The sequence below is a fragment of the Bradyrhizobium sp. 2TAF36 genome (genome assembly GCF_052114925.1).
GTDB classification, from domain to species: domain Bacteria; phylum Pseudomonadota; class Alphaproteobacteria; order Rhizobiales; family Xanthobacteraceae; genus Bradyrhizobium; species Bradyrhizobium barranii.
This window is the reverse complement of sequence record NZ_JBFRFR010000042.1, coordinates 58,476-80,047: the sequence shown is the minus strand read 5'-3', so window position 1 is coordinate 80,047 and position 21,572 is coordinate 58,476. Positions and strand designations below refer to the sequence as shown.

The window sequence follows — 21,572 nt, the reverse complement described above, 5'->3', positions numbered from 1 at the left end:
GATCGCCTTCAACATGAGGCGGTGGGCCACGATCGCCGCGTGAGCTGCCCGCTCAGGGCGACAACTACAGATCTTGCCAGGCAATTGCCGGGACCAGGGCACTCGCTCCTGACGTCTTCAGCCTCAAGAGCCGATAACGCAACAGGCCCACAAGGGGAGAAGGAAGCAAGCACTGCTTATGTGGTCAACCGCTCGCCATCGCTGCCGGCAATCATCAGCGGCACCACACGGCCAACACGTTCGCCCGCAACCGCCACCGGCAGATAATGCTCCGTGCGGCCCTGGCTGTCGCTCTCGATCAGCACATCGCGCGTCGTACCCACTTCCGCTTGCAGCCGCCGTCGTAACGCCGCTTCGCCCGCCGTACGCAGCCGCTTCGCACGCTCCTTGATCGCACCGCCCGCGACCTGCGGCATCCGCGCGGCCGGCGTGCCGGGCCGTGGCGAATACGGGAAGACGTGCAGGAACGTCAGACCGCACTCCTCCACGAGATCCAGCGAGCGCGAAAACATCTCCTCGGTCTCGGTCGGAAAGCCCGCGATGATGTCGGCGCCGAAGGCGATATCCGGACGCAGGCGGCGAACCTGGTCGCAGAACGCGATCGCATCGTTGCGCGAATGCCGCCGTTTCATGCGCTTCAAAATCATGTCGTCGCCGGATTGCAGCGACAGGTGCAAATGCGGCATCAGGCGCGCATCGTCGCCGATGGCATCCAGCAGATCGGCATCGGCCTCGATCGAATCGATCGAGGAGATACGCAGGCGCTTCAGCTCCGGCACATGCCGCAAGATCTGCTTGGTCAGCATGCCGAGTCTCGGTGCACCCGGCAGGTCGGCGCCATAGCTGGTGAGGTCCACACCGGTCAGCACGATCTCGGCATGGCCGCGCGCAACGAGCGCCCGTACCTGATCGACCACCGCGCCCATCGGAACCGAGCGTGAATTGCCGCGGCCATAGGGGATGATGCAGAACGTGCAGCGATGGTCGCAGCCGTTCTGCACCTGCACGAACACGCGCGGCAGGCCGCTCGCAAAGCCGTCGATCAGATGCGGCGCCATCTGCTTCACCGCCATGATGTCGCTGACGGCGATCTTTTCGCTCGCACCGAGATCGAACGCGGCACGCGCATCGCGCCAGGCTTCGCCGCGCATCTTGTCGTCATTGCCGAGGACGCGATCGACCTCGGCCATGTCTGCGAACATCCGGCTCTGCGTCTGCGCCGCACAGCCGGTGACGACGATGCGTGCGCCCGGCCGTTCGCGCTTCAATTTACGGATCGACTGGCGCGCCTGCGCCACCGCTTCGTTGGTGACGGCGCAGCTGTTGATGACGATGGTGTCGGAGAGGCCCGCGCCCTCGGCCTCGCGGCGGATCAGCTCGGCCTCGAAGGCGTTGAGGCGGCAGCCGAAGGTGACGACGTCGACGGCCATCAGCCGACCGGCGCGAACAGCGCCGGATCGAAGGAGCCCTCATATTCGAAGGTCGCGGGGCCCGTCATCAGCACGTGGTCGTCGTTTTCACGCCATTCGATCCCGAGCTTGCCGCCGGGCAGCGTGATCTCGACATTGCGCTCGGTGCGCTTCAGCCGCGCGGCAGCGACCGCGGTCGCGCAGGCCGCCGAACCACAAGCTCTGGTCAGGCCCGCGCCACGCTCCCAGGTGCGGATCGTGATGTGCTGGGGATCGACGATATGGGCGAGCGTGATGTTGGCACGTTCGGGGAAGATCGGATGATTTTCCAGCAGCGGGCCAAAACGCTCGAGATCGTAGGCGTTGACGTCCTCGACCCAGAAGATCGCATGCGGATTGCCCATGCTCACCACCGAGGGCGAATGCAGGATCGGATTGTCGATCGGCCCGATCTGCAACTCGATGTAGCGGGTGTCGCGAAACTCTTCCGCCAGCGGAATCTCCTGCCAGCCGAATTTTGGCGCGCCCATATCGACGGTGTAGAGATCGGGTGCCGGGCCCTGCCAGCAATTGAGCAGGCCTGCGGCGGTCTCGAACGTTGCCGTGGTCTGCCCGGTCTTCTCGAAGATCCGCCGCACCACGCAACGCATGCCGTTGCCGCAGGCGCCGGCCTCGGAGCCGTCATTGTTGTAGATGCTGATGAAGGCCTCGGTCCCGTCGAACCGCGGCTTCCGGAGCACCATGAGCTGGTCGTAGGGCACGCCGCCCGGCGCGGACGCGACCGCGCGGGCGTCGTCCGGCGTCACCGGCGCGGCGGAATCACGCATGTCGACAACGACGATCTCGTTGCCGATGCCGTTCATCTTGGCAAATGCGTGGTTGGCCAGAGCGCTCATGAAATGTCCCGAATTTCGCCTGCCTTATATGGCGATCCTTGGCGGCTTGGCCAGTGATTTGCCGCCATGGCCATGACGCATCTGTCATGGGACGAATTCGGCACTCGCGTGTTAGAACGGCGCAGTTCGCGCAATCCGGGACGCGCGGCCGGCTCAGGGCCTTGGGGACGTAAGGCCTTGGCGCATAAGCCCTTGGGGAGAATAGAATGAATCGTTTTTGTCGCCTCGCACTGCTCGCGCTGATCCCGGCAGCGACCATGTCGTTTGGCGTGCCCGGCGCTCTGGCGCAGACCCCGAGCCCGGCGCCCGCCGCGTCGGCCAGCCCTTCGCCGGCTCCGTCGGCCTCGCCCTCCCCGGCCGCAAGTGCGGCCCCTGCGCCCGCACCTGCGCCCGCGGCGGCGCCATCGCCTGCGGCCAGCGCTTCGCCCTCACCCGCTCCGGCGGCCCCGCCGCCCGCTGCGGCCGCGACGCCTGCCCCGGTGCAGACCGCCGATCCCTTTGGCCTGGAGACCACGCTCGAGCCGAAGAAGGTCGTGATGGTCAAGGGCACTGCCAATTGGGATTCGGCCTTCGACACGCTGATCGACGCTTTCAAGGCGCTGAACACGCTGCTGGACAAGCAGGGCATCAAGCCCGCCGGCAATTCGATGATCGTCTACACCTCGACCGACGACACCGGCTTCACCTTCCTGGCCGAGATCCCGGTCGAGCAGGACCCGAAGAACCTGCCCAAGGACATGAGCATCGGCAAATCGCCGGAAGGCAAGGCGTTGAAATTCGTCCATCGCGGCTCCTACGACAACATGGACAACACCTATGAGGCGATCACCAATCACCTCGACGACAAGAAGCTGGAAGCCAAGGACACCTTTATCGAGGAGTACCTCACCGATCCCCTGAAGACGGCCGAGGACAAGCTCGTGATCAACGTGTTCGTGCCATTGAAGTGAGAGAGATGAAGAAGCCTGCCGTCCTTTTTACGTCTATTGCCGCCGCTGTCGCCGCCACGCTGCTGGCGACGCCCGCACGCGCGGACGATTTTCCCTCCGCGATCTCGGTGAGCGGCGAAGCCACGATTTCCGCGGCGCCCGATCTCGCGCAGATCGATGCCGGCGTCGCCAACGACGCCAAGACGGCGAAGGAAGCCTCCGACGCCAACAACGCCGCGATGGGCAAGGTGCTGCTGGCGCTGAAGGGCGCCGGCATTGCCGAGAAGGACTATCAGACCTCGCGCCTGTCCTTGCAGCCGCAATACGGCCAGAACAAATCCACCGGCGCTTCGCCCGTGGTCGGCTTCCGCGCCTCTAACCGCGTTACCGTGAAGATCCGCGACGTGACCAAGGTCGCTGGCATCATCGACACGCTGGTCGGCGCCGGCGCCAACGACATCGGCAACATCTCCTTCGAGGTGACGCAGGCCTCAAAGCTGCTCGACGACGCCCGCGAACAGGCGGTCGTGGACGCCCGCCGCAAGGCCGAGATCTACGCCAAGGCCACCGGCGTCACGCTCGGCTCGCCGCTCAGCGTATCCGAGGGCGGCGCTCCGGTGCCGCTGTTCAAGGCAAGAATGGCGACCGCGCCGATGGCGGCGCCCGCGGCAGTCGCCCCGGGCGAGGAAACGCTGTCGGTGACGGTGAATGTGAGCTGGGCGATTATTCGCCCTGAGGGCAAGTAAGTCTCGTGTCCCGGACGCGCTGCAGCGTGAAACGCTGCTGCGCAGAGCCGGGACCCAGAAAGCCAACGGCACGTGCTGCTGCATGGGCCCCGGCTCTGCAGCCGTACCGTCGAAGAGACGCTGCGCTGCGTCCGGGGCAAGTTGTGTACGTGGATGGATTTAGATCTCCACCACCTGTCCCGGCTGCATCGCCACGAACCGTTCCTGCGGAAGCTTCGCGGCATCCAACGCTTCGACCAGCGCCTTGGCCGGCGCGTCGATCGCTTCATCGGTCAGCTGGAACGTGCCGTGATGATGCCCGAGCGCGGCTTGCGCGCCGCAATCGGCCAGCGCTTTCACGGCGTCTTCCGGATTCATGTGCTGGTCGCGCATGAACCAGCGCGGTTCGTAGGCGCCGATCGGGAGGATCGCCAGACGCAGCGGCCCGTGCTTCTCCGCGACGCGGCGGAAATGCCCGCCGTCGCCATAGCCGGAATCGCAGACGACGTAGATTTTTCCCGCAGGCGTCTCCAGCACGAAACTCGCCCACAGCGCCTTGTTGCGATCGAACATGCCGCGCGCCGACCAGTGCCGGGTCGGCACCAGCGTCACGGCGATGCCGCCGCCGAGCTCGACGCGGTCGTGCCAATCGAACGCCTCCGCCTTGATCGACGAGTCGGCGCTGCGCATCGTCACGTCATTGCCGAGTGGCGTCACCACGCGCGGCGCAAAGTTCTTGGCAAGCCGCGACAGCGTCGCAATATCCAGATGATCGTAATGACCGTGCGAGACCAACACGACGTCGATCTTCGGGAGCTTCTCGAACGCAATGCCGGGGTCGTTGTGCCGCTTCGGTCCGGCAAAGCTGACGGGCGAGACCCGCGAGGACCAGACGGGATCGACGAGGATGTTGAGGCCGCCGGCCTGGACCAGCCAGCTGACGTGGCCGACGAAGGAGAGCCGCACGTTGTCGCCCTCGACGCGCTGCGGCGGCGTGTCGGCATAGGGGTTGGGCACCCAGTCGGGCCAGTCCGCGCGCTGCCCCCGGCCACCTAATTGCCACCGCAGCACCTCGCCGAGCGATCTCGGCGGCGCCCCGTCGGGATCGAAGAAGGTCAGGCCRTCAAAATGGTCGGAGACCAGGCCGTCATAGGTTTTCATGCGGGACATCCAGAGGGGCGGAACACCAACCAGCGCGGCGCCACCGGCGAGCGATCCAAAGAGGYGGCGGCGGGTGATCGGCACAAGCGGGCTTCAGGGATGGTAACGTTGGTAAGTCATCATCTCCTATATGGGCGGAGCCCAGGCAAAAGGAACCGGCCGCCAAAAGTTCCGTATTCTCAGGGCCTTGCCCTGGCAAAGGCCCCCCGGCACCCTAACTTTCCTTGACTTTTGGGCGGGAGCGGCGTTTAACCCCGCCACTTTCTCGGAAAGGCTTTCTTTTCGACCCGCCCACTGGCCCTGGAGGCCAGAGGCCAACGCCCGACAGCGCTGTGCGCCCTCGGGCGCAAAGGTGTTTGGAAGATCGCTTGCTCAGGAAGTGGTCATCGCCCGACTTGATCGGGCGATCCAGTATCCCAGAGGCAGCTCGGCTGAACCGAGGTGCCGCGGCGTACTGGATGCCCCGGTCGAGCCGGGGCATGACGATGGTGAACGCGGCAACCCTGCGCGAGCAGGACAAGGGACAACGGCATTGTTCGACAATCTGTCGGAACGGCTTGGTGGCATTCTCGATCGTCTGACGGGGCGCGGTGCGCTGACCGAAAAGGACGTCGACGCCGCGATGCGCGAGGTGCGCCGCGCGCTGCTGGAGGCCGACGTCGCGCTCGAAGTGGTCCGCAGCTTCACCGAGCGCGTCCGCGAGCAGGCGATCGGCGCCACCGTCGTCAAGTCGGTCACGCCCGGCCAAATGGTGGTCAAGATCGTCCATGACGAGCTGATCAACACGCTCGGCGCCGAAAGCCAGACCATCGACATCAATTCCGTGCCGCCGGTTCCGATCATGATGGTCGGCCTGCAAGGCTCCGGTAAGACCACCACCACCGCAAAGCTCGCCCGCCGCATGGTCCAGCGCGACAAGCGCAAGGTGCTGATGGCTTCGCTCGACATCTATCGCCCGGCGGCGATGGAGCAGCTGGCTGTGCTCGGGCGCGATCTCGACATTCCGACGCTGCCGATCGTCGCCGGCCAGCAGCCGGCTCAGATCGCGAAGCGCGCGCTGGAGGCCGGCAAGCTTGGCGGCTACGATGTCGTGCTGCTCGATACCGCCGGCCGCACCACGCTCGACGAAGACATGATGGCGGAAGCAGCGGCGATCAAAGCCGCCGCCAATCCGCATGAAGTGCTGCTGGTCGCCGACAGCCTCACCGGCCAGGACGCAGTGAATCTTGCGCGCGCGTTCGATCAGCGCGTCGGCCTCACCGGCATCGTGCTGACACGAGTCGACGGCGACGGCCGCGGCGGTGCGGCGCTGTCGATGCGCGCCGTCACCGGCAAGCCGATCAAGCTGATCGGCACCGGTGAAAAGACCGACGCGCTGGAAGATTTCCACCCCGATCGTATCGCCGGCCGCATCCTCGGCATGGGCGACGTGGTGTCGCTGGTCGAACGTGCCGCCGCCAACATCGACGCCGAAAAGGCCGCGCGCACCGCCGAGCGCATGCGCAAGGGTCAGTTCGACCTCAACGACATGCGCGAGCAGCTGTTGCAGATGGCGAATATGGGCGGCATCAGCGGGCTGATGGGCATGATGCCCGGCATCTCCAAGATGAAGAGCCAGATCGCGGCCGCCGGCATCGACGACAAGATCCTGAAGCGCCAGGTTGCGGTGATCGATTCCATGACGCGCGACGAGCGCCGTCATCCCGACCTGCTCAAGGCCAGCCGCAAGAAGCGCATCGCCGCAGGAAGCGGCCAGAGCGTCGAGCAGGTCAACAAGCTGCTCAAGATGCACCGGAACATGGCCGACGTGATGAAGGCCATGGGCTCGGGCAAGCGCGGCCCGCTCGCCGGCATCGCACAGGCGATGGGCTTTGGCGGCGGCATGAAGCCGCCCTCACCGGAAGAGATGAAGGCGTTGCAGGAGAAGATGCAGAGCGGCGGCGGGCAGGGTCTGCCCAGCCTGCCGAAGGATTTGCCCGCTGGTCTGCGCACCGGCCTGCCCAACGTTCCCGGACTGACCGGGCTGAGCGGCAAGCCGACGCTGCCGGGCCTCGGCGGATTTCCGGGCAAGAAGAAATGAGGAATTCGTCGCGAGGGATCCTAAGCATCTCGCGCGACGCGGAATACCAATCAACCGAACAAACTGTACTTTGAAGGAGAACCAGATGTCCGTCGTTATCCGCCTCGCTCGTGCAGGCACCAAGAAGCGCCCCGTCTATCACGTCGTCGTCGCCGATTCGCGCTTTCCCCGCGATGGCCGCTTCATCGAGCGTCTCGGTTATTTCAACCCGCTGCTGCCGAAGGACAACGAGGCCCGCCTCAAGCTCGACATGGACAAGGTGAAGGCCTGGGTCGCCAAGGGCGCGCAGCCGTCGGACCGCGTGGCGCGTTTCCTCGACGCCGCCGGCGTCAAGAAGCGCGAAGCGCGCAACAACCCTGAGAAGGCCGTGCCGCGCAAGGAGCGCAAGGCGCAGGCCGAAGCCGCCGCGAAGGGTTAAGGTCAGACCATGTCGGCGCTGGTCTGCGTCGCGCGGATCGGCGCCGCGCATGGTGTGCGCGGTGCGGTCAAGCTGTGGACCTTCACCGAAGATCCCTTTGCCATCAAACGCTACGGTCCGCTTCTCGCGAAAGACGGCAAGCGCCAGTTCGAGGTTGCGCAGGCACGCGAGGCCAAGGATCATCTGGTCGCGACGTTCAAGGGCGTCACGACCCGCGATGAGGCCGAGCGCCTCAACGGCATTGAGCTCTACGTCGCGCGCGAAAAGCTGCCCGCGACCGATGCGGACGAATATTACCACACCGACCTGATCGGGCTCGCCGCCGTCACCACCGACGGCGACGCGCTCGGCCGCGTGCTCGCGATCCACAATTTCGGCGCCGGCGACATCATCGAGATCGCTCCCCCCAAAGGATCTGCAAAGGGCACGACGATGCTGCTGCCGTTTACAAACGCGGTGGTGCCGGAAGTCGATCTCACAGGCGGACGCGTCGTGATCGCGCTGCCGCAGGAGATCGAGGGTGAGGACAAGGACGAAGCCCTATCCACGGGCCGTCCCCGCGAAGGCGGGGACCCATAATCGCAGGCCGTGGTTTTTTGGCTAAGCTGGTAGCCTCGATCATCGCAAAACGAAGTGCGATGGTTATGGGTCCCGGGCTCGCGCTCCGCGCGCCCCGGGACGACGAGATCGGGAAGCAATGACGACCTCCTCACCCTGGCGCGCGACGGTGCTGACGCTGTTTCCGGAGATGTTTCCGGGGCCGCTCGGCGTGAGCCTGGCCGGCCGGGCGCTGGCTGGCGGGCTCTGGGAGCTCGAGGCGCGGGACATCCGGGCCTCGGCCACCGACCGGCATCGGAGCGTCGATGACACCCCGGCCGGCGGCGGACCCGGCATGGTGCTGCGGGCCGATGTTCTGGCGGCAGCGATCGATGCCGTCGAGATCAGCCCGGACCGGCCGAAACTGCTGATGAGCCCGAGGGGTCGGCCATTGACCCAGGCCCGGGTGATGGAACTGGCCGAGGGTCCGGGTCCCCTGATCGTTTGCGGACGGTTCGAGGGCGTGGACCAGCGGGTGATCGACGGACGGGGCCTGGAGGAGGTCTCGATCGGCGACTACGTGCTGTCCGGGGGCGAAATCGCCGCTCTAGCCCTGATCGACGCCTGCGTCCGGCTGTTGCCCGGCGTGATGGGCAAGGAGGCCTCGGGAACCGAGGAAAGCTTCTCGGAGGGCCTCCTCGAGTACCCCCAATACACCCGCCCGCAGCTGTTCGAGGGGGCTCCGATCCCGGAGACCCTGACCTCCGGCGACCACGCCAAGGTTGCAGCCTGGCGGCGGGCACAATCCGAGGCCCTGACCGCGGCCCGGCGGCCTGATTTGTGGGCCAAAATCCCGGCCAAAGCCCCGAATCGAGCCAGACGCCAAAAAACGCCAAAAAACAAGACAGACGGGTGACAAACGCTCCGGCTTGCCTTATAGGAGCGGCCACATCCGCAATAGCTGGATCAACGAATTTCGCGCAGCCCCCGTCCTGCGGCTGGGCGCGCCGATGGAGATACCCATGAACCTGATCCAACAGCTCGAAAAAGAGCAATTCGACAAGCTCTCCGCCAGCAAGGAGATTCCGGAATTCGGTCCCGGTGACACCGTGATCGTCAACGTGAAGGTCGTCGAAGGCGACCGTACCCGCGTGCAGGCCTATGAAGGCGTCTGCATCGGCCGTTCCGGCGGCGGCCTCAACGAGAGCTTCACCGTCCGCAAGATCTCCTATGGCGAGGGTGTCGAGCGCGTGTTCCCGCTGCTCTCCCCGATGATCGACTCGATCAAGGTGGTGCGCCGCGGCAAGGTGCGTCGTGCCAAGCTCTATTACCTCCGCAACCTTCGCGGCAAGTCGGCCCGCATCGTCGAGAAGACTGAGCACGCCAAGGCCGTCAACGAGTAAGCTCCGTTTACAGACGAGTTCTAGAGAGCGCGGGGCAAAACCCCGCGCTTTTTTGTTGCGTCAGCCGTGCGCGTCAAAGCACTCGCGCTTCCAAATCGGCCTGCTATATATTCTTGGAATGTTTCCAGATCAGACCAGCCTCGCCCCCGTCACGCGCATCGTCATCGACGATCGCTCGCGGCTGCCTGGCCGGTTCTTCGGACGCTTCGCGACCTCGGCAACGTCAGAGCTTACGCGCGCAGCCTAAAAGCTGCGCTGACGATTTTGTTGCCCGCGCGTGACCGCGCATATCCGCACCACAACATTCCTGGAGCTGAAGCTCATGTCCAAGCCGACCACATTGTACGACAAGATCTGGAACGACCATCTGGTGCACGAAGCCGACGACGGCACCTGCCTGCTCTATATCGACCGCCATCTGGTGCACGAAGTGACCTCGCCGCAGGCGTTCGAGGGTCTGCGCGCCACCGGCCGCAAGGTGCACTCGCCGGAAAAGACGCTCGCCGTCGTCGACCACAACGTGCCGACCACCGATCGCACCAAGCCGAATCCCGATCCGGAGAGTATCGAGCAGATCAAGGCGCTGGCCGAGAACGCCAAGCAATTCGGCATCGAATATTACGACGAGTTCGACAAGCGCCAGGGCGTCGTCCACGTCATCGGGCCCGAGCAGGGCTTTACCCTGCCCGGCACCACCATCGTCTGCGGTGACAGCCACACCTCGACGCATGGCGCGTTCGGCGCGCTCGCACACGGCATCGGCACCTCCGAGGTCGAGCACGTGCTGGCGACGCAGACGCTGATCCAGAAGAAGGCGAAGAACATGCGCGTGACCGTCGACGGCAAATTGCCTGAAGGCGTGACGGGCAAGGACATCATCCTCGCCATCATCGGCGAGATCGGCACTGCCGGCGGCACCGGCTACGTGCTGGAATACGCCGGCGATGCGATCCGCGCGTTGTCGATGGAAGGCCGCATGACGGTCTGCAACATGTCGATCGAGGGCGGCGCGCGCGCCGGCCTGGTTGCGCCCGACCAGAAGGCGTTCGATTTCCTGCGCGGCCGCCCGAAGGCGCCGAAGGGCGCGGACTGGGACGCGGCGATGCGCTACTGGGAGAAGCTGCGCTCCGACGACGGCGCGCATTTCGACCACGGGCTGCGCCTCGACGCTGCCAAGCTGCCGCCGATCGTGACCTGGGGCACCTCGCCCGAGGACGTCATCTCGGTGACCGGCATCGTGCCCGATCCGGATCAGATCGCGGACGAGGCCAAGCGTCTCTCCAAGCACCGCGCGCTGAAATACATGGGCCTGACGGCGGGCACGAAGATCACCGACATCAAGCTCGACCGCATCTTCATCGGCTCCTGCACCAACGGCCGCATCGAGGATCTGCGCGCGGCGGCGAAGATTGCCGAAGGCAAGACCGTTTCAGCGCATGTCAACGCCATGGTCGTGCCGGGCTCGGGCCTCGTGAAGGAGCAGGCCGAGGCTGAGGGTCTGGACAAGATCTTCATCAAGGCCGGCTTCGAATGGCGCGAGCCCGGTTGCTCGATGTGCCTCGCGATGAACCCGGACAAGCTGGCCCCGGAAGAGCGCTGCGCCTCGACGTCGAACCGCAATTTCGAGGGCCGCCAGGGCTTCAAGGGCCGCACGCATCTGGTGTCTCCGGCGATGGCGGCAGCCGCCGCGATCGCGGGTCACTTCGTCGACGTCAGGGAGTGGCGGTAAGCCGCTCCCTGCAATTTGAGCTAAAGCGGCAAACGGCCGTTAATCGGCATCGCCGACACTGCGTCCTCGCGACGGTTTCGCGAGGACACAGCGCATGGCCAACAAGCCTGAATATGTCGATCTGATCGGCGAGGCGACGCGCCAGCACCGGCGGCGCGCAACGCCCTTGCCCATCGTCGCCAAGCCCGAGGTCGAGGAGACCTCGAAGCTCAGCCGCTGGCCGCCGGCGATGATCAAGCAGTGGAAGCTCGAGAACTTGACGCGGTGGAAGCCGGCGTCGTGGAAGCTGAAGGATTGGCTCTAGGCCACACGAACAAGGGGCGCCGTCGAGGCGCCCTTTTCATTTCGATCGCGATTACCAATAGCGGTAAGGATAGTGCCAGCGATGCCACCGGCAGACGCGGCGCGGACCGTAATAGGTCCAGATCACCCGGCAGCGGCGCGGATAGTTGTAGTAGGGATAGTAGCCGCCGTAATAATAGCGCCGGTGGAAGTGGCGATAGCCGTAATGCGGGCGATAGATCCCGTAGCGATGAAAACCGCCATAGTGGCGAAATCCGCCGTAGCGATAGCCGCCACCATGAAAGGCGGGGGCGGCGCGGAAGCCGCCGATATGGCCGCCACGAAAGCCACCGCCGCGGAAACCGCCGATATGCCCTCCGCCACCATGGAAACCACCGCCACGAAAACCGCCACCGCCATGGAAGCCGCCACCATGTCCACCACCGCCGCCACCGTGGCGAACCTGGGTGATCATGTCGTCGCTTGCAGCCTTCGCCGCCGGCAACGGCGTCGGATTGATCGGAGTCATCGCTTCGGCACGTTGTGCAGTCCCGGCCGACAGCATCAGCGTGGCAACGGCCGCAAGCCCGAGCAAGCGTATCGAGCTTGTCCGAGCATCCAAGATCCGCAGCATGGAATTCTCCCTGAATCTGAACGGCAGCATTGCGGCGCAGCGTCGCTCGCATCGCTGTTCAATTGCAGTCGCTCCCAAGATTAAATTAGGGACAGCGACGTGAACGCCTTGTGAATGAACAAGCTTCCTGCCGAGGCGCCGTGCCACGACAAAAGGAATTCGAAAGATGACCGTCTACGCGATCGCGCAATTGAAGACGACGGACCGCGCGGCCTATGACCGCTATCAGGCGCGGTTTTTCGACGTGTTCAGAAAGTACAATGGACGGCTGCTCGCCGCCGACGAGCAGCCGCGCGTGCTCGAGGGCCCGTGGCCATTCGACAAGCTCGTCATGATGTCGTTTCCCGACGAGGCCGCATTCCTCGCCTTCTCGAATTCACCGGACTACGAAGAGATCTCGCGCGATCGCAAGGCGGGCGCGCAGGCAACCGTGCTGCTGGTCAGGGGATTCGCGCCGGCGGGCTAACGCGACGGCGTCACCACCACGGCCCGTAGCCGAACACGAACGGTGCCGGCACGCCGTAGGGATAGGGACGGTAGTAGACGGGCCGCGCGTAATAATGCGGATCATGGGGCGCTGAGCGCCGCGCAACGTCATGGTGTCTTGCGTGCCGTCTCGTATCGAAAATCGCTGTCCCGGCCGAGGCATCCGACTTCGTCACACTCTGCGCGGTTGAAGCGCGAGGCAAACCCGCTGCGAGCCCGGCGACAACGGCCAATGCAATCCATCTCGTCATGACGAACTCCGCCCTCAAGATGCGGGCATCACACGGCCGTTGAGGCGCGTCAGCCCCGCCGCCAGTAGCAGCTCATATGCGGCACGATCACCGTGCCGCTCGGCCGATATTCCTGCACATAGGTCGCGTTGCACTCGCGGACCGCATCGGGACCCGGATAGTAGCGCGGATAGACGCCGTCCGGAGCGTAGTAGGGCGTGACGCGCAGCCGGGCAGGCGGGCGCCTGCGCGGCGGCGGAACGTCGTCTGGCGAGGCCGCCTGGGCCAGCCTGACACCGGCGCCGGCCGTCTGGGCTTCCGCACCGACGCAAAATTGCGAAAACAACCCCATGCAAAGTAGAACCAGTACTGCTGTTCCCGCCCGCATCGCACCACCACCCACCTGAACTATCCCCTTGAGGCGCCGTACGCTCCCCGTTTTCGCGCGCGGCGTCAACTCTCCGTAGCCTCCTATAAAGCCGGATGCATCGCCACGGAACCCGCGCTAAGAAAAGCCCATGTGGACGGAATTGAAAGCACCCTCGCTGGCCGAGATGGAAGCGACGGCGCACGACATCTTCGAGCGCCTGCCGGCGGAATTTCGCGGCCTCTGTGAGGGCGTGATCCTCCGCGTCGACGACTTCCCGACCGAGGAAGTCATGGACGAGATGGAATGCGAGAGCGAGTTCGACCTGCTCGGCCTGTTCCAGGGCGTCGGCCTGCCCCAGCAGAGCCTGGGCGATGTGGCGCGGCTACCCAACATGGTCTGGCTCTACCGCCGGCCGATCCTGGATTACTGGGCCGAGCACGACGAGAGCCTCGGCCACATCGTCCGCCACGTCTTGATCCACGAGATCGGCCACCATTTCGGCCTCTCGGACGACGATATGGCGGCGATTGAGGCTCAGGCGGAGTAGGACGTCACCGGTTGCGTATGGTTGGCGCAGCGAGAAGCATCGTCAGTCGATAGTCGGACCAGCCCGCGAGAGACAGCGACACCTGCTGATAGTGCAGCAGTCCCATGGTCGGATGATCGAACGCACGCTCGCCGCCTTCGCGTGCCAGAACCCCCTGCGTCTCCCAGCAGCGTTCGAAGTCGGGGCTTCCAACTCTCAGTTCCTCGACGAGCCGGCGAATGTCCGGATCGTCGGAATAGGCTGTAACAGCGGCGCGGAATTCTGCGACGACGCGTTGCGCGCGTGAGGTCCAGTCGAGGATCAGTGTTCGCGCCTCGGGCCTGAGGAAGATGTAGCGCAGAAGATTTTTTTCGCCGTCAGCATCGAGCCATCCGGCAAACAACCGGGACGCTTTCGCATTCCAACGACGCGCACCCCATGTGCGATCGAGAATGTAGGCCGGCCCATCGATCGCATCGACGCAGGCCAGCACCTCCTCAGGCGGATCATCCCTGTGGCCGGGACGCTCGGGATCGCGCTTGCCCCCAACTTCGAACAGATAGCTGCGCTCCGCTCGTGACAGGCGCAATCCGCGTGCGAGGCGCGCAAGTGTCGAAGCCGAGACGGAGACATCGCGACCCTGCTCGATCCACGTGTACCAGGTGACGCTCAATCCGCAGAGCTGAGCGACCTCCTCGCGCCGGAGGCCGGGCGTGCGCCGCCGTGCTCCGGCGGCGAGGCCGAATTCTGCCGGAGACTGGCGCTCCCGGAGCGCGCGCAGGAACGCGCTGAGCGAGAGAGCTGGAGCGATCGAGTCGGGTCCCATCATGGTGGTTTTTATACCAGTATAAAGAACAATCTTAAACGGGTATAATCGGCATGCTAATTCTTTGCCGCTGCAGCGTCGCTGCGGAAAGGACGAGCGGGTATGGGCAGGCAATTCGCAAGGATCGAACCCGAGCACCGGGCTTTCATCGAACGGCAGAAGATCTTCTTCGTCGCGAGCGCCCCGCCGAAGGGACGCATCAACGTGTCTCCCAAGGGCCTGTCGTCATTCCGGGTGCTGGGAGAGAGCGACGTCGCCTACCTCGATTGCACCGGCAGCGGCAGCGAGACCCGTGCGCATCTGACCGCCTCCGACGACAAGCGGCTGACCATCATGTTTTGCGCCTTCGACGGCGCCCCGATGATCCTGCGGCTCTATGGCCAGGCTCGATCGCTCATGCGCGGCACGCCGGAATATTCCGATCTCGTTCCTGACTTCGAGGACATGGCAGGCGCCCGCCAAATCGTGCGCCTCTCGGTCGACCTCGTGCAGACGTCATGCGGTATGGGCGTGCCGCTGTTCGACTACAGACAAGAACGCGGCAGCCTCGTGCGCTACTGGACGGCGCAGGGTGTCAACAATTTGCGAAAATACTGGGGTCTGAAGAACATGAAGAGCATCGACGGCCTGCCGACCGGCTTTGCCCCTGACAGCATGGCTCCGCCAGGCTGAAGACGAACCTCGATTTACGCCCCTTAGGCCTGCCGAATCCGGCCTAGGATTTGTGTGCCAACCGGGCTAAATAGCCCTCCCCTGACTTCAAACCGGGAAGCCTGAAATGGACAAGTTCACCACGCTGGAAGGCGTCGCGGCGCCGCTGAAGATCATCAATGTCGACACCGACATGATCATTCCGAAGCAGTACCTCAAGACCATCAAGCGCACCGGCCTTGGCAAGGGGCTCTTCTCCGAGCAGCGCTACAAGGACGACGGCAGCGAGAATCCGGATTTCGTCCTCAACCAGCCCGCCTATCGCAATTCGAAGGTGCTGGTCGCCGGCGACAATTTCGGCTGCGGCTCGAGCCGTGAGCACGCGCCCTGGGCGCTGCTCGACTTCGGCATCCGCTGCGTGATCTCGACCTCGTTCGGCGACATCTTCTACAACAACTGCTTCAAGAACGGCATTCTGCCGATCCGCGTCTCGCAGGAAGACCTCGACAAGCTGTTCGACGACGCCGAGCGCGGCGCCAATGCGACGCTGACGATCGACCTGCCGAACCAGGAGATCCGCGGCCCCGACGGCGGCAAGGTCAAGTTCGAGATCGACCCGTTCCGCAAGCACTGCCTGATCAACGGCCTCGACGACATCGGCCTGACGATGGAGAAGAAGGCCTCGATCGACACCTACGAGGAAAAGCTCAAGCGCGAGCGCGCCTGGGCCTGAGATCGAGCTCCAGTTCGAGCCCCGGTGCGACGAGCGCCGGGGCTTTTTCTTTGCCCTGATTAACCCCTAGATTGACGCGCATGCTGCCCGACATCGTCACCTTCTGGCACGGCCCGATGGACGCACTGCGCCAGACCTGTCTGCGCTCGCAGCTCGCGGCCGGCCACAAGGTCACGGTCTACAGTTTCGACACCATTCCCGGCCTGCCCGCGGGCATCGGGAATGCGGATGCCGAGGCGATCCTGCCGCACGCGTTCTCCGAACGATTGCGACCGCCGCAGCCGGATGGCAGCTGGCGCGACTGGACCACGCTGCAGTTCAGCGACTTCTTCCGCATGAAGCTGATGGCGAAGAACCTCGGCCTCTGGCTCGATGCCGACGTGCTGCTGCTGAAACCCGTCGAGATCGATCCCGCAAAGCCCTACTTCGCCTGGGAGCGGCCGCGCCAGCTCGGCAATTCCGTGATCTATCTGCCGGCGGAGCACGGCATCGTTGCCGCCTTCGAGGAGCTGATGGAGCAGGAGGAGCTGACGCCGAACTGGCTGTCGGTGCGCCATCGCATCACCTTCATGATGCGTCGCCTGCGCGGGGGCTCGAACCGTCTCTCGGACATTCGCGTCGCGATCTTCGGGCCGGCAGCGCTGACCGCGCTCGCGCGCCGCACCGGTGAACTACAGAACGCGCTGCCGAAGCAATCGTTCTACGCCGTGCATGCCGAACCAAAGCTGTTCTTCGATCCCTCGAGCTATCTCGGCCTCGTCACCAACCCCGAGATCATCGGCCTGCACATCTCGCCCAAGGGCCGCGGCGGCGAAAGGCCGATCCCGGGCAGCCTGTATGCGTGGGCGACGGAGCGGTTCGCGTAACTCAGTCCGCTACGCGGCGCTCTCCTGCCCCGGACGCAGCGCAGCGCCATAAGCGCGTTCACGCGCGTCTTCGACGCGCTATGGTGATGCGCTGCTGAGCCGGGGCCCGGAGATGCGGCGAGATGGGTCCCGGCTCCGCGGAGCGGCACTTCGCGCCGCACCGCGTCCGGGACACGAAACCAACCACCAACGCGCCACACTCCAACGCTTCCAAATTTGATCCAGCGCAACGCGCCTCTGCACCATTGTGCCTAATCTCGCTCCAATTCCGCCGCCCGAATGGAGCTTTCCATGAGCACCGCAAGCAGGCCTTATCCGATCGTTCAGGACCTCATCGAGTCCTTTGCCGCCTGGCTGAAGCATCGCCGCGAGATGAACGAGATGCGGCAGCTCGATCGCGCCGATTTCGACCGGATCGCGCAAGATCTCAGGATCGCGCCTGACGATCTGGAGGAGCTGGTCCGTCACGGCAAGCACGCTGCCGACGAGCTGCCGAAAATGCTCGAGCAGCTCGGCATCAGCGCAGACAGGCTCGGTCGTGCGCAGCCGCTGCTGCTGCGCGACATGGAGCGCGTCTGCTCGCTCTGCAATCACAAGGGACAATGCGACCGCGATCTCGCCGAGGGCACCGCCGCGGAGAACTACCACGGCTATTGTGGCAATGCATCGACGCTGGAGTCGCTCGATCGGGCCGACGTCGCCCCGCGCTGACGCGTCGTCTGGATCGAAATATCAGTTCGGCCGGCGGAATGTCATCAGGTCCTAGATCGTGCCGTTTCGCGCGCATGCGTCGCGCTGGGCAAATCCTTTCACGAGCTTTCTGCACGCGCGATAGCGCTCTTCCATACTCGCTCCGCCGGCATGACCCGGAGGGCCAGGTTCGGCCGCGCTCTCTTTCTTGACTGCATGAGCTCGCGACGTTTTATCGCGCTTGGTCGGAGGCTCGGCATCCTCGGGCACCGGCACAAGCTGCCAGACTGGACGAAGCTCGATATTCGCGGTCTCTGACGGCTTCTCCTTATTGACGGAAGTCAGGGCAAGGACGTTCTTGTCCAGCTTGGCCGTAACAGGCGTTCCATTGATGGAGAATTTATCGTTCGAAATGAACTCGGCGAACGATTTGTATCCCGCCACATCCTTCGCCCATGACTGTTTCGTGGGCGGCCCCCAGAGGTAGTATCCTTTGGCCAAGCCCGTCGCGGAGACCTCCGTGATGATCAGCATGGCGTAGYGACCCTTGCCATTGGTCCACCCACGCTTGTTGGACCACACGCCGACAAACCTGGAATTGGCGTTAAGTGGATCGTTCTGCTCGGACGAGATGGCGAAGCTCGGCAATTCGAGTTGCTGAGCTGCCGCGATGACAGAGATCTTTTTGTTGTCGTCGGGCGTAAATGGATTTCGTACGGCGCGCCTGGCATCAGCCTCCTGGCGTCCGCCCGCATCGGATTTCGGAGCAGCAGCCGGAGATGATAGCGCCGCAACTTCGCTGGCCTTGAGATCCTTGATTCGCTGGCGGGCTTCGGCAGCGTGGTCGCTGCGGGGGTATCTGGCGAGAAACTCCTCAAAGAGAGCTGCCGCCGTCGACGTCCGGACAGCCTGCCAGAACTTCTCGTCTTCCGCAGGAGCTGCGGGCGCCGGAGTTGATGCAGCTGGTGCCTGAGCGGCGACGGCAGGAGCCTTGAGGTAAATCTCTTCCTTCGACAAGGAGCCATACACGAAAGGCTGCTGTTCGCGCCTGGTGGCCGCCATCACGTCGTCACGAACCCGGCGAAACAGAAACGATATCTCCAGGCCGGGTGTTTCGATGTGGCGAAGCAGCGACGTCGTGAACGGGCTATTCCGGCCATCGCCGTCGCTTGCCGTGGTGCCGTCCCGGGCGGCATACGCGATCAGGACATTGTCGGACGGCTCCGTCGGCGCGAGCCCGCGAGCCACGGCCCGGGTGCTCAACGAGCGCTTCATCTTCGCGGCAAAAGGGTTGTTGCGGCACGCGTCAAGTATCACGAGGCCCAACTTCCGTGCCTTCGAAACCTGAAGGCTCACCGAACGCAGGCTGATCGCCTCGCTTTCGGCGTCGGTATCGCTGCGCAGCTCGGCGCTGATCGGGATCAGCCAATTCTCGCCGCCGACTTCCATGCCGTGCCCGGCGTAGAACACGACGGCGATGTCGGACATTTCGGCGGATCGGCCGAACTCAACGACGGCCTTCCTCATCTCTTGCGCGGTGGCGTTCTTGACTTGAGTGACCTTGAAATCCAGCCGCTCCAGCGCGCGGCCGATGTCGGCCGCGTCGCGAGTCGGGTTCGGCAACTCGGGCACCTTCTCGTAGGCGCCATTGCCGATGACAAGCGCAACCCGCGCCTGCGCAAGGGCGGGCTGAGCGGACAAAAGCGACATGACGAGAAAGACAGCTGCCCCAAAAAAACGCATCAATAGATTGCCCGGACCCACCAATGGTTTCGAGGGTAGCACCCCTGTTCACCACCGCAACGGGAAAAGCCGAGATCGCGGACTTCGGCGAAACGGCCGTCATCGGGACGAGCCGACGACAAGCAGCTGACGATCCCGGTGCAGCTCGGCATCGGCGCGGAAGCGCCCGGGCCAGGGCAAACTCACGCGCCGCCGCAACAATCACTGGTCGATCACCACGTGTGGCACCTCGCCCAGTAGCAAAGGGCGTCAATAGTATGATGTATGCAAGGCTCTGTTTGCGCGGCGAGGATGCCGGCAAGGTCTCCGCAATTGTCCGTGCTTGATCTCGACGAATGGCTCTGTTTGGATGGTTGCCCTTCGCCAATTCGTATTTCGGATAATCATGGCAAACGAAATAGATGGTTACCGTCGTTCGTTGGGTGCTCGTTCACCGGAAAGCGCTATGACCGTCCACCGCACGGGCATCGGGAATCGACTATTGGCGGCGTTGCCGCCGGCGGATCTCGGTTTGCTCACGCCCTACTTCCAGAAGGTCTCGTTCGAACCCGATGCCATCCTGGTGCGGTCGGGCGATGAGCTCGACCCGGTTTATTTTCCCCATAGCGGCGCCATCGCCTTCATGATCGATATGCCGGACGGGCAAACGGTCGCAACCACCTTGATGGGACGGGAAGGCGCTTTGGCCTCGTTCTCCGTGCTCGGCCCGTCGCTGTCATCCGTGACCGCGATTGCTCGGATCGCCGGCACAGCATCGCTGATTTCCGCCGCCAAGTTTCGCGCGGCCTTTGCGCAAAGCGCCGCCATCAGGAACGTCGTGCAAGTCCACGCCCGCGCGGTGTTGTTGCAGCTCCAGCACGTCGCCGCCTGCAACGCGCTGCACCGGGTCGATGGCCGCATGGCGCGGTGGCTCCTGCAGCTGCACGACCGCGTTCCCGATGACCGGCTTCCGGTGACGCACGAGGCGCTTGCGCAATTGCTTGGGGTGCGACGGACGACAGTGACCCTGACGATGAGCAAGCTACGCGATGCCGGCGCCGTCCCGTCCGACCGGCGCGGGTTTGTCGAGATCCATCGGGCGCGGCTCGAGAAGGTCGCATGCGATTGCTATGCGCTCATGCAGCGCAAGATCGATCAGATGTATTGCCAGGAATTGGCGGCGCCGCAGCCTGTCGATGCACCGTCCCGCGAAAGCGCCATCGTCGCGGGTGACGAATCCAGAGCCGCTTCGCGGGCGGGAAAATAGGCGATTGGGACTGACCGCCGCGATGACCGCATGGGTCACAAGCGGCAGTCCTCTTGACGTCGAGAAGATGTCCGCCTGGCGGGGAAAAGCGGATATCGCTTCTTCGAGTTGACGCCTCAGCCCTTGCTCATCGCCGCGATCGCGTCCGCGATCTCGATCGTGCGCCGCGCCATGTCGGCGTGCAGACGCTCCACCATTGCGCCATCGAGCCGGATCGCGCCGCGCGAGACGTTCTCGGGCAGCTCGAATGCCGCGATGATCTTTCGCGCGCGCGCGACTTCCTCTTCGGGCGGCGTGAAGATCGCGTTGCAGGCCTCGATCTGCGATGGATGGATCAGCGTCTTGCCGTCGAAGCCGAGGTCGCGGCCCTGTGCGCATTCGGTGGCAAAACCGTCGGAATTCGCGATGTCGCTATAGGGGCCGTCGAGGATCTCGAGGCCGTGGGCGCGCGTCGCCAGGATGCAATGGGTGATCATCGGGATCATCGCCGCGCGACCCGGCAACATCTTGATGCGCGTCTCGCGCGAGATGTCGTTCGGGCCGAACACGAAACCGGAGAGGCGCGTCTTGGGATCGCGGCCCGCGGCGGCCAGCTCCTCGGCATGAAGCACGGCGCGCGCGGTCTCGATCATCGCCCAGACTTTCACCGTCGGCGCGGCGCCGAGCTCGGCAAGGCCAGCGCCGATCGCCTGGAGATCCTCGATGCTTGAAACTTTTGGAACCAGAATGCCGTCAGGCGAGGCCTTGGCGGCCATCGCGACGTCATCGGCCCACCAGGGCGTGTCGAGGCCGTTGGTCCGGATCAAAATCTCGCGCTTGCCGAACCCCTTGTCCGCGATCGCAGCGGCGATGCCGTCACGCGCCACCCCCTTGAGGTCGGGGGCGACGGAATCTTCCAGATCGAGGATCAAGCCGTCAGCGGCGAGATTTCGCGCCTTTTCCAGCGCGCGGGGGTTGGAGCCGGGCATGAACAGATGGCTGCGGCGCGGGCGGGTCATGCGA

Annotated in this window: 25 protein-coding genes; 16 read left to right on the top strand and 9 right to left on the bottom strand. The window is 64.4% G+C overall.

The window, feature by feature from the left end:
* Nucleotides 1–176 precede the first annotated feature (176 nt).
* Together mtaB and dapF are read right to left on the bottom strand one after the other, a co-directional pair.
* The gene (gene mtaB, locus AB4Z51_RS24190; protein WP_441498132.1) at nt 177–1,430 is read right to left on the bottom strand and encodes a tRNA (N(6)-L-threonylcarbamoyladenosine(37)-C(2))-methylthiotransferase MtaB; all 1,254 of its coding nucleotides are present in this window, start codon (nt 1,428–1,430) and stop codon (nt 177–179) included.
* On the bottom strand, nt 1,430–2,305 hold the full coding sequence (gene dapF, locus AB4Z51_RS24185) for a diaminopimelate epimerase (RefSeq protein ID WP_135217125.1): 876 nt from the start codon (nt 2,303–2,305) through the stop codon (nt 1,430–1,432). Before dapF ends, mtaB begins: the two co-directional genes overlap by 1 nt.
* Before the next feature lie 206 nt (nt 2,306–2,511).
* Here dapF and AB4Z51_RS24180 point away from each other — a divergent pair, with 206 nt between their 5' ends.
* Together AB4Z51_RS24180 and AB4Z51_RS24175 are read left to right on the top strand one after the other, a co-directional pair.
* Complete coding sequence (locus AB4Z51_RS24180; RefSeq protein WP_441498131.1) at nt 2,512–3,255, top strand: GyrI-like domain-containing protein; 744 nt, start codon at nt 2,512–2,514, stop codon at nt 3,253–3,255.
* A gap of 5 nt (nt 3,256–3,260) precedes the next feature.
* The gene (locus tag AB4Z51_RS24175) at nt 3,261–3,980 is read left to right on the top strand and encodes an SIMPL domain-containing protein (RefSeq protein WP_441498130.1); all 720 of its coding nucleotides are present in this window, start codon (nt 3,261–3,263) and stop codon (nt 3,978–3,980) included.
* 159 nt (nt 3,981–4,139) lie between these two features.
* On the opposite strand, the gene AB4Z51_RS24170 is transcribed toward AB4Z51_RS24175, so the two are convergent.
* Complete coding sequence (locus tag AB4Z51_RS24170) at nt 4,140–5,204, bottom strand: MBL fold metallo-hydrolase (RefSeq protein ID WP_441498129.1); 1,065 nt, start codon at nt 5,202–5,204, stop codon at nt 4,140–4,142.
* Between the two features lie 448 nt (nt 5,205–5,652).
* Between AB4Z51_RS24170 and ffh the strand changes: the two genes are divergently transcribed.
* The 7 genes from ffh to AB4Z51_RS24135 all read left to right on the top strand — a co-directional run bounded on the left by ffh (nt 5,653) and on the right by AB4Z51_RS24135 (nt 11,591).
* Entirely contained in the window at nt 5,653–7,200 is a 1,548-nt protein-coding gene (gene ffh, locus AB4Z51_RS24165) for a signal recognition particle protein (RefSeq protein ID WP_441498128.1), read from the top strand.
* An 85-nt stretch (nt 7,201–7,285) separates the two neighbouring features.
* Nucleotides 7,286–7,618, top strand: coding sequence for a 30S ribosomal protein S16 (gene rpsP / locus AB4Z51_RS24160; protein WP_063980395.1), 333 nt, complete (start codon nt 7,286–7,288; stop codon nt 7,616–7,618).
* Between the two features lie 9 nt (nt 7,619–7,627).
* On the top strand, nt 7,628–8,197 hold the full coding sequence (gene rimM, locus AB4Z51_RS24155) for a ribosome maturation factor RimM (RefSeq protein ID WP_135217130.1): 570 nt from the start codon (nt 7,628–7,630) through the stop codon (nt 8,195–8,197).
* 118 nt (nt 8,198–8,315) lie between these two features.
* Nucleotides 8,316–9,071, top strand: a complete 756-nt coding sequence (gene trmD / locus AB4Z51_RS24150) for a tRNA (guanosine(37)-N1)-methyltransferase TrmD (RefSeq protein ID WP_135217131.1) — start codon at nt 8,316–8,318, stop codon at nt 9,069–9,071.
* Between the two features lie 106 nt (nt 9,072–9,177).
* On the top strand, nt 9,178–9,558 hold the full coding sequence (rplS, locus tag AB4Z51_RS24145) for a 50S ribosomal protein L19 (RefSeq protein WP_063980390.1): 381 nt from the start codon (nt 9,178–9,180) through the stop codon (nt 9,556–9,558).
* Between the two features lie 322 nt (nt 9,559–9,880).
* Nucleotides 9,881–11,287 carry a 3-isopropylmalate dehydratase large subunit gene (gene leuC, locus AB4Z51_RS24140; RefSeq protein WP_441498127.1) on the top strand — a complete coding sequence of 469 codons (1,407 nt, stop codon included), beginning with the start codon at nt 9,881–9,883 and terminating at the stop codon, nt 11,285–11,287.
* A 94-nt stretch (nt 11,288–11,381) separates the two neighbouring features.
* On the top strand, nt 11,382–11,591 hold the full coding sequence (locus AB4Z51_RS24135) for a hypothetical protein (RefSeq protein ID WP_063980389.1): 210 nt from the start codon (nt 11,382–11,384) through the stop codon (nt 11,589–11,591).
* Between the two features lie 51 nt (nt 11,592–11,642).
* Here the strand turns inward: AB4Z51_RS24135 and AB4Z51_RS24130 are convergent, their stop codons facing one another.
* Nucleotides 11,643–12,203: a hypothetical protein gene (locus AB4Z51_RS24130; RefSeq protein WP_208083910.1), complete on the bottom strand. Its 561-nt coding sequence runs from the start codon at nt 12,201–12,203 to the stop codon at nt 11,643–11,645.
* Between the two features lie 166 nt (nt 12,204–12,369).
* On the opposite strand from AB4Z51_RS24130, the gene AB4Z51_RS24125 reads away from it, so the two are divergent.
* The gene (locus tag AB4Z51_RS24125; protein WP_441498126.1) at nt 12,370–12,669 is read left to right on the top strand and encodes a DUF1330 domain-containing protein; all 300 of its coding nucleotides are present in this window, start codon (nt 12,370–12,372) and stop codon (nt 12,667–12,669) included.
* Nucleotides 12,670–12,679: 10 nt separating this feature from the next.
* Here AB4Z51_RS24125 and AB4Z51_RS24120 read toward each other — a convergent pair whose 3' ends face one another.
* Nucleotides 12,680–12,940: a hypothetical protein gene (locus AB4Z51_RS24120; RefSeq protein WP_441498125.1), complete on the bottom strand. Its 261-nt coding sequence runs from the start codon at nt 12,938–12,940 to the stop codon at nt 12,680–12,682.
* A 49-nt stretch (nt 12,941–12,989) separates the two neighbouring features.
* Nucleotides 12,990–13,271, bottom strand: coding sequence for a hypothetical protein (locus AB4Z51_RS24115; RefSeq protein ID WP_063980388.1), 282 nt, complete (start codon nt 13,269–13,271; stop codon nt 12,990–12,992).
* Nucleotides 13,272–13,437: 166 nt separating this feature from the next.
* Between AB4Z51_RS24115 and AB4Z51_RS24110 the strand changes: the two genes are divergently transcribed.
* Nucleotides 13,438–13,836: a metallopeptidase family protein gene (locus AB4Z51_RS24110; protein ID WP_071908668.1), complete on the top strand. Its 399-nt coding sequence runs from the start codon at nt 13,438–13,440 to the stop codon at nt 13,834–13,836.
* Nucleotides 13,837–13,840: 4 nt separating this feature from the next.
* Here the strand turns inward: AB4Z51_RS24110 and AB4Z51_RS24105 are convergent, their stop codons facing one another.
* Entirely contained in the window at nt 13,841–14,644 is an 804-nt protein-coding gene (locus AB4Z51_RS24105) for a helix-turn-helix transcriptional regulator (RefSeq protein ID WP_441498124.1), read from the bottom strand.
* 99 nt (nt 14,645–14,743) lie between these two features.
* Here AB4Z51_RS24105 and AB4Z51_RS24100 point away from each other — a divergent pair, with 99 nt between their 5' ends.
* From AB4Z51_RS24100 to AB4Z51_RS24085, 4 genes are all read left to right on the top strand, one after another.
* Nucleotides 14,744–15,313, top strand: a complete 570-nt coding sequence (locus AB4Z51_RS24100; protein WP_071908670.1) for a pyridoxamine 5'-phosphate oxidase family protein — start codon at nt 14,744–14,746, stop codon at nt 15,311–15,313.
* A 106-nt stretch (nt 15,314–15,419) separates the two neighbouring features.
* Entirely contained in the window at nt 15,420–16,025 is a 606-nt protein-coding gene (gene leuD, locus AB4Z51_RS24095) for a 3-isopropylmalate dehydratase small subunit (protein ID WP_014490662.1), read from the top strand.
* 80 nt (nt 16,026–16,105) lie between these two features.
* The gene (locus AB4Z51_RS24090) at nt 16,106–16,891 is read left to right on the top strand and encodes a hypothetical protein (protein WP_071908671.1); all 786 of its coding nucleotides are present in this window, start codon (nt 16,106–16,108) and stop codon (nt 16,889–16,891) included.
* Nucleotides 16,892–17,182: 291 nt separating this feature from the next.
* The gene (locus AB4Z51_RS24085; protein ID WP_135213882.1) at nt 17,183–17,602 is read left to right on the top strand and encodes a hypothetical protein; all 420 of its coding nucleotides are present in this window, start codon (nt 17,183–17,185) and stop codon (nt 17,600–17,602) included.
* 51 nt (nt 17,603–17,653) lie between these two features.
* On the opposite strand, the gene AB4Z51_RS24080 is transcribed toward AB4Z51_RS24085, so the two are convergent.
* The gene (locus AB4Z51_RS24080) at nt 17,654–19,324 is read right to left on the bottom strand and encodes a caspase family protein (protein WP_441498123.1); all 1,671 of its coding nucleotides are present in this window, start codon (nt 19,322–19,324) and stop codon (nt 17,654–17,656) included.
* A gap of 445 nt (nt 19,325–19,769) precedes the next feature.
* On the opposite strand from AB4Z51_RS24080, the gene AB4Z51_RS24075 reads away from it, so the two are divergent.
* The gene (locus AB4Z51_RS24075; protein WP_063980381.1) at nt 19,770–20,570 is read left to right on the top strand and encodes a Crp/Fnr family transcriptional regulator; all 801 of its coding nucleotides are present in this window, start codon (nt 19,770–19,772) and stop codon (nt 20,568–20,570) included.
* A 116-nt stretch (nt 20,571–20,686) separates the two neighbouring features.
* Here AB4Z51_RS24075 and AB4Z51_RS24070 read toward each other — a convergent pair whose 3' ends face one another.
* On the bottom strand, nt 20,687–21,568 hold the full coding sequence (locus tag AB4Z51_RS24070) for an HpcH/HpaI aldolase/citrate lyase family protein (RefSeq protein WP_441498122.1): 882 nt from the start codon (nt 21,566–21,568) through the stop codon (nt 20,687–20,689).
* Between the last annotated feature and the right edge of the window lie 4 nt (nt 21,569–21,572).